This is a genomic window from Saonia flava, from assembly GCF_011927795.1.
Taxonomy (GTDB): Bacteria; Bacteroidota; Bacteroidia; order Flavobacteriales; family Flavobacteriaceae; genus Saonia; species Saonia flava.
In genome coordinates this window covers 2,589,727-2,605,583 of record NZ_JAATJJ010000001.1, presented here as the reverse complement: position 1 = coordinate 2,605,583, position 15,857 = coordinate 2,589,727, and the positions used below count along the sequence as shown (strand labels likewise).

12 protein-coding genes are annotated in these 15,857 nt (G+C 36.9%); 5 read left to right on the top strand and 7 right to left on the bottom strand.

Annotation, left to right across the window (positions count from 1 at the left end; all coding sequences use genetic code 11):
• Nucleotides 1-5 precede the first annotated feature (5 nt).
• Together GGR42_RS11425 and GGR42_RS11420 are read left to right on the top strand one after the other, a co-directional pair.
• Nucleotides 6-734, top strand: coding sequence for an MIP/aquaporin family protein (locus tag GGR42_RS11425; RefSeq protein ID WP_167964008.1), 729 nt, complete (start codon nucleotides 6-8; stop codon nucleotides 732-734).
• 112 nt (nucleotides 735-846) lie between these two features.
• Entirely contained in the window at nucleotides 847-1,146 is a 300-nt protein-coding gene (locus GGR42_RS11420; RefSeq protein WP_167964005.1) for a LytTR family transcriptional regulator DNA-binding domain-containing protein, read from the top strand.
• On the opposite strand, the gene GGR42_RS11415 is transcribed toward GGR42_RS11420, so the two are convergent.
• Both GGR42_RS11415 and GGR42_RS11410 read right to left on the bottom strand, forming a co-directional pair.
• On the bottom strand, nucleotides 1,138-2,418 hold the full coding sequence (locus GGR42_RS11415; protein ID WP_167964003.1) for a BaiN/RdsA family NAD(P)/FAD-dependent oxidoreductase: 1,281 nt from the start codon (nucleotides 2,416-2,418) through the stop codon (nucleotides 1,138-1,140). The genes GGR42_RS11420 and GGR42_RS11415 overlap by 9 nt on opposite strands.
• The gene (locus GGR42_RS11410) at nucleotides 2,418-3,170 is read right to left on the bottom strand and encodes a glycerophosphodiester phosphodiesterase (protein WP_167964001.1); all 753 of its coding nucleotides are present in this window, start codon (nucleotides 3,168-3,170) and stop codon (nucleotides 2,418-2,420) included. The genes GGR42_RS11415 and GGR42_RS11410 overlap by 1 nt, the downstream gene beginning before the upstream one ends.
• 188 nt (nucleotides 3,171-3,358) lie before the next feature.
• Here GGR42_RS11410 and GGR42_RS11405 point away from each other — a divergent pair, with 188 nt between their 5' ends.
• Nucleotides 3,359-3,781, top strand: coding sequence for a hypothetical protein (locus GGR42_RS11405; RefSeq protein WP_167963999.1), 423 nt, complete (start codon nucleotides 3,359-3,361; stop codon nucleotides 3,779-3,781).
• Nucleotides 3,782-3,833: 52 nt separating this feature from the next.
• On the opposite strand, the gene GGR42_RS11400 is transcribed toward GGR42_RS11405, so the two are convergent.
• From GGR42_RS11400 to GGR42_RS11385, 4 genes are all read right to left on the bottom strand, one after another.
• On the bottom strand, nucleotides 3,834-5,621 hold the full coding sequence (locus GGR42_RS11400) for an alpha-amylase family glycosyl hydrolase (RefSeq protein ID WP_245201438.1): 1,788 nt from the start codon (nucleotides 5,619-5,621) through the stop codon (nucleotides 3,834-3,836).
• Between the two features lie 96 nt (nucleotides 5,622-5,717).
• Nucleotides 5,718-8,021 (bottom strand): glycoside hydrolase family 65 protein, encoded by a 2,304-nt coding sequence (locus tag GGR42_RS11395; protein ID WP_167963995.1) that lies wholly within the window; start codon nucleotides 8,019-8,021, stop codon nucleotides 5,718-5,720.
• Nucleotides 8,018-8,671, bottom strand: coding sequence for a beta-phosphoglucomutase (gene pgmB, locus GGR42_RS11390; protein ID WP_167963993.1), 654 nt, complete (start codon nucleotides 8,669-8,671; stop codon nucleotides 8,018-8,020). Before pgmB ends, GGR42_RS11395 begins: the two co-directional genes overlap by 4 nt.
• A gap of 32 nt (nucleotides 8,672-8,703) precedes the next feature.
• The gene (locus GGR42_RS11385; RefSeq protein WP_167963991.1) at nucleotides 8,704-9,723 is read right to left on the bottom strand and encodes a LacI family DNA-binding transcriptional regulator; all 1,020 of its coding nucleotides are present in this window, start codon (nucleotides 9,721-9,723) and stop codon (nucleotides 8,704-8,706) included.
• Nucleotides 9,724-10,039: 316 nt separating this feature from the next.
• Here GGR42_RS11385 and GGR42_RS11380 point away from each other — a divergent pair, with 316 nt between their 5' ends.
• Both GGR42_RS11380 and GGR42_RS11375 read left to right on the top strand, forming a co-directional pair.
• Nucleotides 10,040-13,123: a SusC/RagA family TonB-linked outer membrane protein gene (locus tag GGR42_RS11380; RefSeq protein WP_167963988.1), complete on the top strand. Its 3,084-nt coding sequence runs from the start codon at nucleotides 10,040-10,042 to the stop codon at nucleotides 13,121-13,123.
• Between the two features lie 17 nt (nucleotides 13,124-13,140).
• Nucleotides 13,141-14,754, top strand: coding sequence for a RagB/SusD family nutrient uptake outer membrane protein (locus tag GGR42_RS11375; RefSeq protein WP_167963986.1), 1,614 nt, complete (start codon nucleotides 13,141-13,143; stop codon nucleotides 14,752-14,754).
• 116 nt (nucleotides 14,755-14,870) lie between these two features.
• On the opposite strand, the gene GGR42_RS11370 is transcribed toward GGR42_RS11375, so the two are convergent.
• A complete protein-coding gene (locus tag GGR42_RS11370; RefSeq protein ID WP_167963984.1) occupies nucleotides 14,871-15,857 on the bottom strand; it encodes an alpha/beta hydrolase in 987 nt (328 codons plus the stop codon).

Genomic DNA, 15,857 nt, shown 5'->3' with positions numbered 1-15,857 from the left:
TAGCCATGACACCTTTTGTAGCAGAAATTATTGGAACAGCCCTTTTGTTGACTTTAGGTTGTGGCGTTGTAGCAAACACCGTCTTACAAAAGACCTTTGGAAATGGTGGCGGTTGGATTGTAATTACCACCGGATGGGCCATGGCGGTATATATGGGTGTGGTGGTTGCAGCTCCATATAGTGGAGCTCACATAAACCCTGCAGTAACAATTGGCTTGGCGGTTGCCGGAAAATTTTCCTGGAGTTTGGTGGGACCTTATATTTTGGCACAATTTATAGGGGCCATGATTGGTGCTTTTTTGGTCTGGATAACACACAAACCCCATTTTGACTGCACTGTTGATGGAGATACTAAAAAAGCAGTGTTTTGTAATAAACCTGCTATTCCCCATCTATTCTCAAACATTATGACCGAAATTATTGGCACTTTCATATTAGTCTTTTCTGTACTCTATTTTACAGACGCCACCATTGAAGACTCTGGTTCTCTAGTTGGTTTGGGGTCTTTGGGTGCACTCCCTGTGGCTTTTGTGGTATGGGGGATTGGTTTATGTCTTGGAGGCGCAACAGGTTACGCCATTAACCCCGCAAGAGATTTGGGACCAAGAATAGTTCACGCTCTTCTGCCCATAAAAGAAAAAGCTTCTAGTGATTGGGGCTATTCATGGATTCCCGTAGTTGGTCCAGTTTTAGGAGCTGTTTTTGCCGCACTGTTAATGTTAGGTCTTTCTTGATTACTTAAGGTTTTTAGGTTTTAATTGATTAGTTTTCTAAGGAAAATACATTACGCTAAGAAGTTTATTAAAAACCAAATGACTGTAATTAAAAGTGTTGTAACTGGAGACAATGAAAAACCTTATCATTGCATTTTCGGGCAAAAACAAAATACAATACATTCAGGGTCTAAAGGATTATTTAAAAATTTATGTATCCCATTCTCCAAAGCCCATTCTAACGTTGATGAGTTTTAGGGAAATTAATGATAAAGTATCCTCACAACAATTCTTTAGAGTTCATAAATCCTTTATTATAAACGCATCTCATATTGAAGCCATACAAAAAAGCAAAATAATAATTGGCAAAATTAGAATTCCAATAGGTGAAAGTTATAGAGCAGATTTTTTACATAGATTGGGATTAAAATGATGCAATTGCCTTAGCGGCAATATACCCCCCAGTCCATGCATTTTGGAAATTAAAACCTCCAGTAATGGCATCTACATTTATAACTTCTCCAGCAAAATATAGATTGGGATGAATCTTGCTTTCAAAAGTTTTAAAATTAATTTCTTTTAAATCCACACCGCCCGCTGTAACAAACTCTTCCTTAAAGGTGCTTTTTCCTTCCACGGAAAATTCAGATTTTGTTAGCTGATCTGCCAACTTCTGTAATTGATTTTTTGAAACATCGGCCCATTTTGTAGAATCTGCTATGCCAGAAGCCTTTACCAAATTTATCCATAATCGTTTAGGTAGTTCTACGGCATTGGTTCTTAACACCGTTTTCTTGGTTTCCACCTCCTTAATTTCCATTAATAAGGGTAAAACACCCCCAATATGATATTCTGGTATCCAATTAACACGAATTTTAAAATGGTATTTATAACCATTTAAAATCTGAGCACCCCAAGCAGATAGCTTTAAGATTGCGGGACCGCTCATCCCCCAATGGGTAATCAACAAAGGCCCTTCAGATTCCAATATTGGAGTTTTTGGTAGCTGGCTTTTAAGGCTTACTAATATCTTTGAATTATTAAAAATTTTTGGTTTCACCAAAACTCGAGCGTTCGTGCTAACCCCTTGGATTCCCTTTATCCTATCGTCCGTAATGTTAAAGGTAAATAAAGAGGGCACTGGAGGTTCTATGGTATGCCCTAAGTCTTCCATTATTTTCCAAATTTTGGTATTACTCCCAGTTGCCACTAACAGCTTTTTGGTTTCATAAGCCTTTTTATAGGATTGCACCCTCCACCCACTTGGGTTCTCCTTTAATTCTGATGGAGCTATATCCACTACAGAACTGTTTTTTAGGACTGTAATCCCCAGCCTTTTCACTTCGTTTAGGAAACAATCTATTATGGTTTGGGAAGAATTGGTTGTGGGAAACATTCTACCATCTTCTTCTATCTTTAATGCAATGCCTCTTTTTTCAAAAAAAGCTACAATATCACCGCTGCAAAAAGTATGAAAAGGACCCAAAAGCTCTTTTTCTCCCCTTGGATAGTTCTTAACAAGTTCACTGGGCATAAATTCCGCATGGGTCACATTGCAACGCCCACCCCCAGATACTTTTACCTTGGTAAGCACCTCTTTTCCCCTTTCTAAAATGGCGACATTTAAATTGGGGGAATTCTCACAAATATTAATGGCCGCAAAAAAACCTGCGGCGCCACCACCTACTACTAAAACATCAAACATTAATGCGCTCTCTCTGGGTAATTCGTAAATATTCCGTCTACATCTAGTTCTTTCATTCTACTTATATCAGAAACCTCGTTCACAGTCCAGGTATAAATCTTGAAGCCTGCCTCCTTAATCTTACGAACATTTTCCTCATTTAGGCTCTTGAAATTTGGATTTATGGCAACAGCATTCAGTTCTCTGGCAACTTCTATTGCATCCAAAGGATTGTCCTCGGTCAATACGGCTATTTCGATTTCTTTATTAAAACCTCTAATTGCTCTAAGCTCGTCCCACTTAAAACTGGAAATAATGAAATTATTTGCAGACCAACCTCTCTCTTCAACATAATAACCGATAATATGATTGACCCTATCCGCTGTATTGGCTCCCTTAAGTTCAATATTCAATTTTACTTTGTTGTCTATCAATTTTAATACATCCTGTAACATGGGGATTCTATGATTGCCATCCAATAATAGTTTTTTTAAATCGTAAATATTGTACTCTTCAATATTTCCTCCGCCATTTGTAAGACGCTCGACACGGTCATCATGAAAAACAACAATTTCCCCACTCTGAATTTTAAAGACATCTATCTCTATCATATCCACACCTAAATCCAATGCTTTTTGAACAGATGCCAATGTGTTCTCTGTTTCATGTCCCATAGCCCCTCTATGACCTATCACCAAAAATCCTGAATTTTCATTTCTACAACCCATAAGACCAATTACTGCAATAACACATGTTATTATTCTCTTTCTCATTGTTAAAAATTTCATTTAAATTCTAAAAATACAACTTGATGTTGAAATTTACTGGCATCCATGAATACTAAAATCGTAAAAAGAATATGAAAATTTTATTGAATTCGCAATATTTTTAAATAAAATACGCAAATATATCAATCATTTTGATATATTTATCTGATTATTAACCAACTAAACCTAAAAGTATGTTTTCTAAATCTAATTTATTGGCCACATTAGCAGCTTCTGTGGTTATGTTTTTATTGGGCTATTTAATATGGGGCATTGCAACTGTTGATTTTTATGAATCCCACACGCTGAACAATATAGCAAAAGACCCCATGAACATTCCTCTAATCTTTCTTGGCAATCTAATTGCTGCTTTTGCTATGAGTACACTTTATGGCAAATGGGCAAGAGGCGCACACAGTATCAAGGAAGGTTTTGAATTTGGTGCCTTAATTGGGCTATTAATTGGTTTTGGGATATATTTAGTTATGTATGCCACAACAGATATGCTTGATTTAACTGGTCATATTGTCGAAGGAATAATTGATGTTGTTTATTATGGAATTGGAGGGGTAGTAATAGCCATTGTCTACAAGGCAACAGCACCAAAAAGCAGCTAGAAACAAGTCCCTAAAAAGGTAAAAAGGATTTGGGTTAGTTCAAATCCTTTTTTTATTCCTTTACCTTATAAATAACTGATTCCAAAGGTTCTAGTTCAACGTTTAACCTCCCCATACCTTCTTCTACTTTTAAAGTTTGATTTTTTTTATGGTACAGTTCTTCTGATAATTGATAACTTTCATTTTTTAATTTCCATTCAGCAACTATTTCATTTGGAACTTTAAGTTCAAAAGAAAAACTATCATTTACATCAAAATTGGAGACAACAATCAGTTTTTCATCTGCTGACCATCTAACATAGGACAAAACTCTATGATTATAATTTTTGGTATGCTCACGGTTGAATCTATGTATTTCCCTATATTCCCCCATAAGAGCTGGACTTTTAACAGTGAAATTTAATAGTCTCTTATAAAAATCCCTAAGTTCTGCTTCAGTTTCAGAAAGCTGACCTCCATCGAACTTTTTGTTATTAACCCAACGTTGATGATGGGGAACACCAATATAATCAAAAATCGATGTTCGGCTTGGATTTCCAAACCCAGCATTCTCTGCGCCTGGCTCCCCCACTTCTTGACCAAAATAGATCATGGTAGGTGACGTGCTGATTGTAGCCGAAACTACCATTGCAGGCTTACCTATCTCCGCTTTTCCCACAAATTCTGGACTGGCTATTCGCTGCTCATCATGGTTTTCCAAAAAATGGAGCATATGATGTTCTATATCCATCATCCCTTCTTGCATATAAGGAATATGGTCTGTCCATCCATACCCCTTCATAATATGCTTTAGACTATCATACATCTCTACCTTATCATACAAGTAATCCATTTTACCCAACTTAATGTATGGTCTATAAATGCTTGGATTATAAACTTCTGCCATTAAAAAAGCATTAGGATTTTTCATTTTGATGCTGGAGTTCATGTAGCTCCAAAACTCCACGGGTACCATTTCCGCCATATCATACCTAAAACCATCCACACCAAGATCCAGCCAATACAACGCAATGTCCCTAAATTTTTTCCATGAATTAGGGACTTCCTTATCTTTCCAAAATTCAAAATGGGATTTGTAATCCTTATCATTAAAATCATTGGGCAGTTCGTCAAAATCCTTTCTTCCATCAGGGCTAACCCCGTAATTTATTTTTACAGTCTCGTACCAATCGTTAAAATTCGGCTGGGACAAACTGGAACCATTTCCAGTCCATTTAGCGGGGATTTCCCTAAATTTTCCATCCACTAAATCAATTATTTCTCCTCCCAGTGGAAGATATCCTTCTTGCCATTCTGGGACTTTAAACTCTTCATTAGGATTATAATAAAAGTTATTGTCCTTATGATAGACCACTGTAGTATCATCATTTGCACCAAAATCTTCAACTCCAGGTGGATTAACAGTCCCCTCATATTTTCTGGCAATGTGGTTGGGAACAATGTCAATAATAACTTTCAAATTATTGTTGTGGCTGCGTGCTATCAATTCTTTAAATTCCTTCAATCTATTTGCTGGGTCTTCTGCTAAATCTGGATTTACATTGTAATAGTCTTTAACAGCATAGGGAGAGCCAGCTCGGCCTTTTACAACATCTGGGTCGTCATTGGAAATACCATAAGCTGTATAATCATGAATAACAGCATGATGTGGAATCCCTGTATACCAAATATGGGTAACCCCCAAATCCCTTATTTCTCGGAGTGCCTTATCCGTAAAATCCGCAAATTTTCCAACTCCGTTCTCCTCAATGGTTCCCCATGGTTTGTTGGTATTATTGGTATTTCCAAAAAGGCGTGTAAAAACTTGGTATACTACCTTTTTTCCCTTTTTTTCATTCATTATCTCTTTTTTACTTTTGTTGGATGATATACACGAAGCAAATAGTATCACTAAAAATAAAACAATTGAGAGAAGAGCCTTTTGCATGTAATTTAATTACACATTAATTTCTTTAAATGGAGGTAAATTAACTTTCTTACCATCTACATTTATTGTTATATGGGTATCTCCCTCCACAAAAAAACTGGTTTCCTTAGTGGTAACCCTCACCTTAACAATATTGTTTCTAAAGTTGATCTTAAAAGCATAGGCCTCCCATTGCTTGGGAATTTTGGGAGTAAACGAAAGGGTATTTTCCGCAATTCGCATACCGCCAAAGCCTTCCACAATGCTCATCCATGTCCCTGCCATGGAAGTAATATGCAAACCTTCCTCCACCTCTTTGTTGTAGTCATCCAAATCCAAACGAGAGGTCCGCAAATAAAAAGTATAAGCTTGCTCCATTCTATCCAATTTAGCTGCCTGAATACTATGAACACATGGTGAAAGCGAGGATTCATGGACTGTAAAAGGTTCGTAAAAATCAAAATGTCTTTCTAACTGTTCAATAGAAAAATGGTCTTCAAAAAAATAAAATCCTTGAAGGACATCAGCTTGTTTTATATAAGGGGAGCGTAAAATCCTGTCCCAACTCCATTTTTGATTGATGGGTCTTTCTGTTTTTGGCAAGTCTTGAACCCTTACCAATTCTTTGTCCAAAAAACCATCCTGTTGCAAAAATACTTGGTATTCATCAGAAAATGGGAAATACATATTGGAAAACACGTTATTCCATTCTACTATTTCTGTTTCTGATAATTGGGTATCGTTCATTATTCTAGCATAATCACTAGAATGCTCCTTTCTTACCTTTTCAATCTGATTTATAGTATACTCCATACACCATTTTGCCAAATAATTGGTGTACCAGTTATTGTTTATATTATTTTCATATTCATTGGGACCTGTGACACCCAAGATTACATATTTATTTTTATGGGATGAGAAAGTGGCTCTTTGATGCCAGAAGCGGGCAATGCCTATAAGTACTTCCAATCCCATTTCTGGAATATAAGAGTAATCCCCCGTATATCTGTAGTAATTGTATATAGCAAAAGCAATTGCTCCATTTCTATGAATCTCTTCAAAGGTAATTTCCCATTCATTATGACATTCCTCACCGTTCATTGTCACCATTGGGTATAGGGCCGCACCATTCTTGAACCCCAATTTTTTAGCATTCTCAATAGCTTTTCCTAGCTGATCATACCTATATTTTAAAAGATTTCTAGCTACTTGCTGGTCTTTTGTAGCCATATAAAAAGGAATACAATAGGCCTCTGTATCCCAATACGTACTACCTCCATATTTTTCACCCGTAAATCCTTTTGGGCCGATATTAAGTCTAGAATCTTTCCCCAAATAGGTTTGGTTCAATTGAAAAATATTAAAACGAATACCCTGTTGCGCTTTAACATCGCCTTCAATAACAATATCACTCATTTTCCATATTGCCGCCCAAGCTTCTTTTTGTTTTTGAAGTTGGGCATCAAAACCTAACTGGGTGGTTTTATCCAAAACTTTGTTGGCTACATCCACCAAATCTGATGCTTTGTGATTTCTAGAAACCGTGTAGCCTCCAAATTTATGAAGTGTTATCTTCTCGCCCTTTTTTAGAAGTTGTTCAAACTCTAAACCTATCCATGTTTCTTTTTTATCACATACTTTTCCCTGTAACTTAACTCCATTTAAAACCGCACTTGCTTCCATAAAAGTACAGGTGGCAAAATTGGTTTTCATTGTATGGGCCTCAATAAAAGCTCTATTTCTATGGGATGAAATATTGGTTGTATTCCAAAATTTATCGTCCCAATTACTATCTTCATTGGTAATGCCACTATCCAAATAGGGGGTCATTTTAATAGCTGCATCAGAATTCAACACCTTCAATTCATACTGTATGGCACCCATCTCATCTATATCCAAACTTAAGAAGCGAGTTGCTTCAACAGCTACATCTACATCATTTGAAAGTTGGGCAACAAAATTTCTTTTGTACCAACCCTCTTTCATATTAAGTTCCCTTCTATAGTTTTTCACCTTTTTACAGGTGTTCAAATCCAAGGCAACCCCATTTATAAATACATTAATCCCAATCCAATTGGGAGCATTCAAAACCTTCGCGAAATATTCGGGATATCCATTTTTCCACCATCCCACTCGGGTTTTATCCGGATAGTACACTCCTGCAATGTAACTACCCTGAAAGGTCTTCCCTGAATAGTGCTCTTCAAAATTTGCCCGCTGTCCCATGGCGCCATTCCCAATACTGAACAGGCTTTCTGAAGATTTTACTTTTTCCCTATCAAATCCCTCTTCAATAATGGACCACTCATTGGGCTGTATATATTCTTGATTCATTTACTATTAACTAATTTTTCAATAAATTCTAAACTGATTTCTGTAAAATCATTAAAATTAAAATCGGCTTTGGAAAGTGTTTTTTCATCTCCAATCCCAATACTTGTCATTCCTGCAATATTGGCTGCTTCAATCCCAGCTAGCGCATCTTCGAATACAATACAATTCTCTGGCACAACCCCTAATTGTTCTGCAGCAATAAGAAAAACCTCTGGATTCGGTTTAGCCTTTGTAACACTATTTCCATCCACAATGACATCAAAGTATGGCAATAGTTTTACTTTCTCTAAAATGGGTCTTGCATTTTTACTGGCAGAGCCCAAGGCAATTGGGAAACCTTCTTCTTTTAAATATTTCAATATTTTGGGAACATTTGGAAGAATCTCAGATTCATTCATTTTTTCAATATATTCCAAATAATCCAAGTTCTTTTGAACCATCCATGTATCAAATTGTTCCTGATTACTTTTAATATTTCCAATATCCAAAAGGATTTCCAAACATCTTTTCCTACTCACCCCTTTAAAAAGTTCATTTTGCTCCTCAGTAAATTCGAAACCAAGTTCGTTGGCCAATTTCTTCCATGCTAAAAAGTGGTATTTGGCGGTATCTACTATAACACCGTCCAAATCAAAAATAAATCCGGTCATAAAATTAAAATTGCTAAATTAAGGAGTGGAACTTAATTAATGGTAGACTCTCTTTCTATTAAGGTAGATTTTAACACTTTGGTTTCATAGATTTCATTTTCATCTTCACTTTCCAATCTATCTATTAGCATTTGAGCTGCTTTTTCACCCATATCTCCACCATGTTGATCCACTGTAGTTAAGCTTGGATATGAATACTTGGATAGAAAACCATTGGTAAAGCCAATTAAAGATACATCCTCTGGCACTTTTAGTCCCATTTCTTGCACCACACGTATTGCCCTTATACCGAATGTTTCATTAACACAAAGCACGGCATCCACTTTTTCTCTATCAAAAAAATCTTCAATAGGTTTATTGTCCATATCTATATAATCCAGCTTAAGGATCAGGTTTTCGCTTACTTCATAATTATGGTCCAACAAAGCCTGCTTATACCCCTCTTCTCTTTCACTACTTACACTAAAAAAATTTTCTGTTGTAAAAAGGGCTATTCTTTTATTTCCATTATTGATAAGTTTTTTAGTTGCGGAATATGCTCCTTCCCTATCATCTATCACAACCTTATCGCAATCAATTTCATTGGTTACCCTATCAAACAAAACCAATGGCATACCTTGTTCCATAACCTCTCTGAGGTGATTAAAATCCTCTTTGAACTCGGTTTCAGCAGATAAGGCCATTATAAAGCCATCCGTACTTCCATTGGCAAGCATTTCCATATTAATAACTTCCTTATCAAAAGACTCATTGGAAACACAAATAATGACATTATAACCTCTATTATTGGCATATTTTTCAATCCCTCTAATGACTGTTGCAAAAAAATGGTGGACTATTTCTGGAATAATCACACCTATATTTTTTGTTCGCCTATTCTTGAGACTCAAAGCTATATTATTGGGTCGGTAATTATACAACTTTGCAAAAGCTTGAATTTTCTCCTTAGTATCCTTACTTATTTCCGCACTATCTTTTAATGCTTTGGATACAGTTGAGATGGAAACCTCTAATTCCCTGGCAATATGTTTAAGGGTTATTTTCTTTTTCAAGATTATTTAATTAGTCAGGCAATATTAAACTTTTCTATCTCTATGACAATATAATATCATAATTTATCAAAATAGTACAAAGTTAAAAAAATGTTATATTTGCCCCTGCGTTATTATATGAACAAATTTCGCATCCTATTTTTAGGAATACACTATTTTATGCGGTCTTACATTGTAAATACCAATGATTCATGGAAGTTATCAACACGAAACCGTTTTCGTGATTTCTAAGATATCGAAAATTTATTATTTAACACATTTTTTACATATGTTTAACGCCTGAATTAAAATTTAACTAAACTAAAATTCGCTATTTATGAAGATTACGCTACTAAAAAGCTATTTGCTTATTGGGGCATTTTTATGCTTTGGTCTTGCAAAAGCGCAAGATGTATCTGGCTCTGTTTCTGACGCCAATGGCCCATTACCCGGGGCCAGTGTTTTGGTGAAAGGAACTACCAATGGTACACAAACCGATTTTGATGGAAACTATACAATAAGCAATGTTGACAGTGATGCAACATTGGTTTTTAGTTACATCGGTTTTAAAACGACTGAAATCGCAGTCAATGGTCAATCTACCATTAATGTAACCTTGGATGAAGATGCTGAAGCCTTAGAAGAAGTTATCATTATTGGTTATGGAACCACAACTGTTAAAGATGCAACTGGCTCCGTTTCGGCAGTTACTGCTGAAGATTTTAACGGCGGTGTTATTTCATCTCCAGAACAATTGATACAAGGTAAGACTGCAGGTGTACAAATTGCACAATCTAGTGGTGAGCCAGGAGCTGGTGTCAATATTAGAATTAGGGGGTCTAACTCTATTCGCTCAAACAACAATCCTTTATTTGTAGTAGATGGTATTCCTATTTCCGGAGAATCAACCACTCCAAGTGGTGGTGATGTAATCAATGGAAGCAATGCTTCTAGAAACCCTTTGAGTTTTATTAATCCATCGGATATCGAAAGTATCTCTATCTTAAAAGATGCATCCGCTACCGCAATTTATGGTTCTCGTGGTGCCAATGGTGTTGTAATCGTAACTACAAAAAGTGGAAAGACCGGACAAGGTGGTGTTTGGGAGTTTAACTCCAATCTAAGCATCTCTACTCCTGCAAACGAATATGATTTGTTCAATGCAGAAGAGTTTTTAACGCAAACAGCGGCCATCCGTTCTCAAGCTATTGCAGATGGAAATGATTATGGTTCTAGTACCGATTGGCAATCCTATATTACCAGAAGTACTGCTTCTCAAAATCAAAACCTATCCTATTCCAACAATTATGGAAGTGGAAACGTTAGAGCTACTTTTTCTTACGGAAAACAATTTGGTGTTATTGAGAAATCTTCTCAAGAGCGTATTACAGGAAGAATTAACGTAAACCATCGTTTTTTTGAAGATAAATTAAGATTAAGTCTTCAATCTTCAATCTCTAGAGTAAATGATGAGGCTCCTCCAATTAGTGGTGGTTCTGGTGCAAGTGGAAACTTAATCGGTGCAGCTTACTCAGCTAATCCTACATGGCCAGCAAGCCCAGGTTTCTTTCTTGATGGAAACTTAATAAACCCAGCAAACTATTTGGCAAATTGGCAATCAGAAACCTTTACAAATAGGTTCCTTGCAAACTTTTCCGCAGAATACGATATTACAGATGAGCTAACAGGAAAAATAGCAGTTGGATATGATGAGTCTAATGCCGATGCAATTACAGTAGTATCAGCAGACTTGAATAACTTTAACAGAGTTGGAGGAAATGGACAAGCTGCATTTAACACTTTAGAAGCTACCAGTAAATTGTTGGAAGCTACCTTGAATTACAATAAAGATTTTGAAAATTCTTCATTGGACGTTATAGTTGGTTATACTTTTCAAGATTTTAGAAGACAGGGTATAAATTCCCAAGGTTGGGGAGCTTCCACTAGAGACTTGAATGCCATGGGAGACCAATTGGTTGAATCTATTAATAGTGCTCAAAATGCTATTACAATTCCATATCAGCAATTTGGATATGATGTAGACGGCGATTTTGTAAATAGCATTATCCCTTTTGATGAAACTGCCTCGCTTCCTGCTGGAATTGTAAAAAATTATCGTGCACTTTGGGGTGACACATTCGATAACACAGATGAATTACAATCATTTTTTGGAAGAGTTAATTACTCAATAAATAGTAAGTATCTTTTTACAGGAACTTTAAGAGCTGATGGCTCCTCAAGGTTCGGTGGAAATAACAAATACGGATACTTTCCATCTGCTGCATTTGCATGGCAATTGGTTGAAGAAGATTTTGTAGGTGAAGCATTCTCTACCTTGAAATTAAGAGTAAGTGCTGGTATTACGGGTAACCAAGAAGGATTGGGTTATGCCAACTACCTAAAAAGAATTCGTTTTGCAGCTCCCGGAATCAATGATAATGGATCTGTGGTTAGACCAGGACAAGAAACTGTTGCTGTACAGAATCCCGATCTTAAATGGGAGGAAACTCTTGACATGAATGTTGGATTGGATTTTGGGTTTGCTAATGATCGTTTCAATGGTTCTATTGATGTATATCGCAGGGAAACCAAAGACTTATTATTTAGACAGCCTGCTGCCGCCCCTGCTTTTGATCCATTTACTTTTAAAAATCTTGAAAATGGAATACTTATCAACCAAGGTGTAGAACTTGGATTGAACTATGACTTTATCCAAACAGAAGATGTAAGCTTCTCAACCTCTTTCAATGTTGCTTATAATGACAATACCGTTGAAGGATTAAATGGCACAACAGCTGATTTTGGAATATTGAATGGTCCCGGACTATCCGGTGCTTTTGCACAACGTTTAGGAGAAGGAATGTCTTTATTCTCATTTTATATGGCTGAGTATTCCGAGGATTCAAGTGGAACTCCAAACTTTAGCGCAGACACCAAAGATTTTGTTGGAAAAGATGCATTACCAGATATTACCAGTGGTTTAGCTTTAAATCTTAAAGTTAAGAATTGGGATGCCTCTGTATTCTTTACTGGACAATTTGGATTCTATGTGTATAACAATACGGCAAATGCCTTCTTAAACAGGCCAACTTTTGAAACATCACGTAATGCGACTGCAGAAGGCTTGGAACTTCGTTCACAAGAGGTGTCCACTTTATATTTGGAAAAAGGTGATTTTGTAAGATTGCAGAATGCTAATATTGGCTACAATGTACCACTTAGTGGCACTGGGACTTTTAAAAGCCTTAGGTTCTCCCTAACTGGACAAAATTTATTGCTTATTACCGATTACAGCGGTCTTGATCCAGAAGTATCTTCTGCTACAGGTGATTTTGGTAGTGGTATCCCAAGTGCAGGTATAGATTATACTTCTTTCCCCAGACCAAGAACTGTTACCTTGGGTATTAATGCTAAATTTTAATTTTAAAAAAAACTGCGATGAATAAATATTTAAAAACACAAACAAGAAGCTTATTACTTTTTTCTTGTGCTTCAGTTTTGCTTTTTTCTTGTACGGATTTAGAAGTAGAAGAAACTGACTCATTGCTTGCCCCTAACTTTCAGGGCATTGCATCGGCAGAAGAAGCTACAAGTTCAGTAAACTCAATGTACAATCAACTTAATGGATACATTGGAGATCAGGCCAATTTATTTGCCCTGAGTGAAGTTACCACGGACACTCAATTGATTCCTACCAGAGGTTCTGACTGGGGTGATAATGGTATTTGGAGACAATTACACCAACACTCATGGACTCCTGACCATGCCTACATTACCAATGTTTGGAACCAATGGAACGAGCTACAACTTACAGCCAGTGAAGTTTTGGACGATAGATCTGCATCAACCCCGGAAGCTAAAGCACATGCCGCTTTCTTGAGAGGGCTTGCCGTATATGTAATTTTAGATAATTATGGACAAGTTCCTTATAGAGATACATCTGCACCTCCATTAGATGATCCTTCTGTATTAACTGGAGACGAAGCTGTTTCATTTATCATTAGTGACTTAGAAGCGGCTATTTCCGCGCTTCCTACTTCAACTGCTGGAAGTGACAATAATAGGGCTTCTAAAGCTGCCGCAAGATATTTGTTGGCTAAAGTTCTATTAAATAGACATATCTATAATGGTACTGGAACGGCTGACAGTTCGGATATGAGTAGGGTTATTTCTTTGGTAGATGAAATTGCAGCTGATGGCTATGAATTGCAATCGGGTTATTTTGACCTATTTAGAGCTGAGGCAGACAATGAAACTATTTGGTATATCCCAACAGGTGTTGGTAACCGTATATGGAATGGCCTACACTATAACTTAACAACACCGGACCAAGCTGGTGGCTGGAATGGGTTTAGTACGCTAGCAGAATTTTATGACCTTTTTGAAGGTGATCCTAATATCAATGTTGAAGGAAGTGGTCAAGAAGAACGTAGAGGGTTTGTACCATTGGCTGCAGAACCTGCTGGTGCTCCCGGAACAAAAGATTCAAATGGTGATGGGTTGGCAGATGGAACCAATATTGGTAACGGATTCTTAATTGGGCAACAATATGGTGCCGATGGAACTCCACTTACCGATAGAGGAGGTAGTCCATTAGCTTTTACAAGAGATTTCACAAATACTGCTACAGGAGAGAAAAGTCTTGTGGAGAACAATGAGATAACAGGTATTAGGGTCCTTAAATATGCCCCTAGATATGGAGAATTTACAGAGCACGAGATTTTCTTTAGATATTCTGATGCCCACCTTATGAAAGCAGAGGCCTTAATGAGAAGTGGTGGTGACCCTACGGCGCTAGTTAATGAATTGCGTACAATTAGAAATGCAACTCCACTTGGTGCTGTAACTGAGCAAGATTTAATTGATGAAAGAGGTCGTGAATTATATATCGAATTTTGGAGAAGAAATGATTTAATTCGTTTTGGACAGTATACTAATGATTGGGAGTTTAAAGATCCAGATGCTGTAGGAAACTCTGACCGTCAGCTTTTCCCTATTCCAGCAAGTCAAGTGATTCTTAATCCAAACTTGGTGCAAAATCCTGGATATTAATTTATCCACTATATTTAAGTGTTAAAAAAGACCGTCCTAGGACGGTCTTTTTATTTTTTAATGATCATAGGCTAAAACTATAAACTAAAATGCTCATACATTGCCAAACAACCTTCCTAGCCTAATATCCTTTTTAAGAACTTATCCACATACTCAACTGTAGGCATAAACCAAGGATGAAATAAACAAAATGAATGTGGGGCTCCTTTGAACTCATACACCTCACTAACAATGGTGTGTCTATCCAAAATTTGTATATAATCATCCCTTCCTGCATGCATTCTGGACACTTTGCTGTTCAAAAAAAGTATGGGTGGTGAATTTGGCCCAACATGTGTTAAGGGAGAAGCCAAGTCCCACAATTTTAGATTGTCCTTTTTTGCATATCCAAACCAATAAGTTGCGGCAGAAGTATTTTTAGTATCATCTCCTTCTACAGAATCCGGATGCGTGAAAGATAGTATTCCATCAATGTTAACTACAGCATTTATCTTTGAAGATTGCAACTTCCTACTATTCTTTTCATTAAAAATGTCCATTTCTCCCGTAACACCCACGAAAGCTGCTAGTTCGCCCCCTGCGGAAAACCCCACAAGGCTTATTTTATCCAGACTAATGTTGTATTCACTGGCATTGTCTCGAACCCAACGTATGGCCGCTTTTATATCAAAAACAGCTGCAGGGAACAGTGCTTCAGTGGACAATCTGTATTCTGGTGTAAAACAAACATACCCCAAATTAGCCAAACTCTGAGCTAGTGGATAGTGCTGGGTTCTATTCCCAGACCTCCATCCACCTCCGTGAACGATAATAATAGCGGTTCCCAATTGGGGCATCACTTTTGGTCTAAATACATCAAGTTTTAATACTCTTCCATCAACTATATTGTACGCGATATTCTTTTCTTCAACAACTGTTTCAAAATTAAACTCTTCTACAATTTCTATGTTAGGATACGTTTTTAGTGTTTTTTCAAAAGCAATCTTCGTAGTATAGGAGCTGTCCGGCTCTCTTGTGACTCCTTCATAAGATTGTCCTATTACATGTAATGAGCACGATAATGCCGTAACAAACGATAACGGACAAACATATTTCTTTACCAT

What these genes read in the sequence shown, in the direction of transcription:
- GGR42_RS11410 (WP_167964001.1), bottom strand. Translation starts at nt 3,170, where the DNA reads ATGAGAAAGAGAATAATAACATGTGTTATTGCAGTAATTGGTCTTATG.
- GGR42_RS11400 (WP_245201438.1), bottom strand. Translation starts at nt 5,621, where the DNA reads ATGAATGAAAAAAAGGGAAAAAAGGTAGTATACCAAGTTTTTACACGC.
- pgmB (WP_167963993.1), bottom strand. Translation starts at nt 8,671, where the DNA reads ATGACCGGATTTATTTTTGATTTGGACGGTGTTATAGTAGATACCGCC.
- GGR42_RS11375 (WP_167963986.1), top strand. Translation starts at nt 13,141, where the DNA reads ATGAATAAATATTTAAAAACACAAACAAGAAGCTTATTACTTTTTTCT.
- GGR42_RS11370 (WP_167963984.1), bottom strand. Translation starts at nt 15,857, where the DNA reads ATGGTAAAGAAATATGTTTGTCCGTTATCGTTTGTTACGGCATTATCG.
- GGR42_RS11425 (WP_167964008.1), top strand. Translation starts at nt 6, where the DNA reads ATGACACCTTTTGTAGCAGAAATTATTGGAACAGCCCTTTTGTTGACT.
- GGR42_RS11395 (WP_167963995.1), bottom strand. Translation starts at nt 8,021, where the DNA reads ATGAATCAAGAATATATACAGCCCAATGAGTGGTCCATTATTGAAGAG.
- GGR42_RS11415 (WP_167964003.1), bottom strand. Translation starts at nt 2,418, where the DNA reads ATGTTTGATGTTTTAGTAGTAGGTGGTGGCGCCGCAGGTTTTTTTGCG.
- GGR42_RS11420 (WP_167964005.1), top strand. Translation starts at nt 847, where the DNA reads ATGAAAAACCTTATCATTGCATTTTCGGGCAAAAACAAAATACAATAC.
- GGR42_RS11405 (WP_167963999.1), top strand. Translation starts at nt 3,359, where the DNA reads ATGTTTTCTAAATCTAATTTATTGGCCACATTAGCAGCTTCTGTGGTT.
- GGR42_RS11380 (WP_167963988.1), top strand. Translation starts at nt 10,040, where the DNA reads ATGAAGATTACGCTACTAAAAAGCTATTTGCTTATTGGGGCATTTTTA.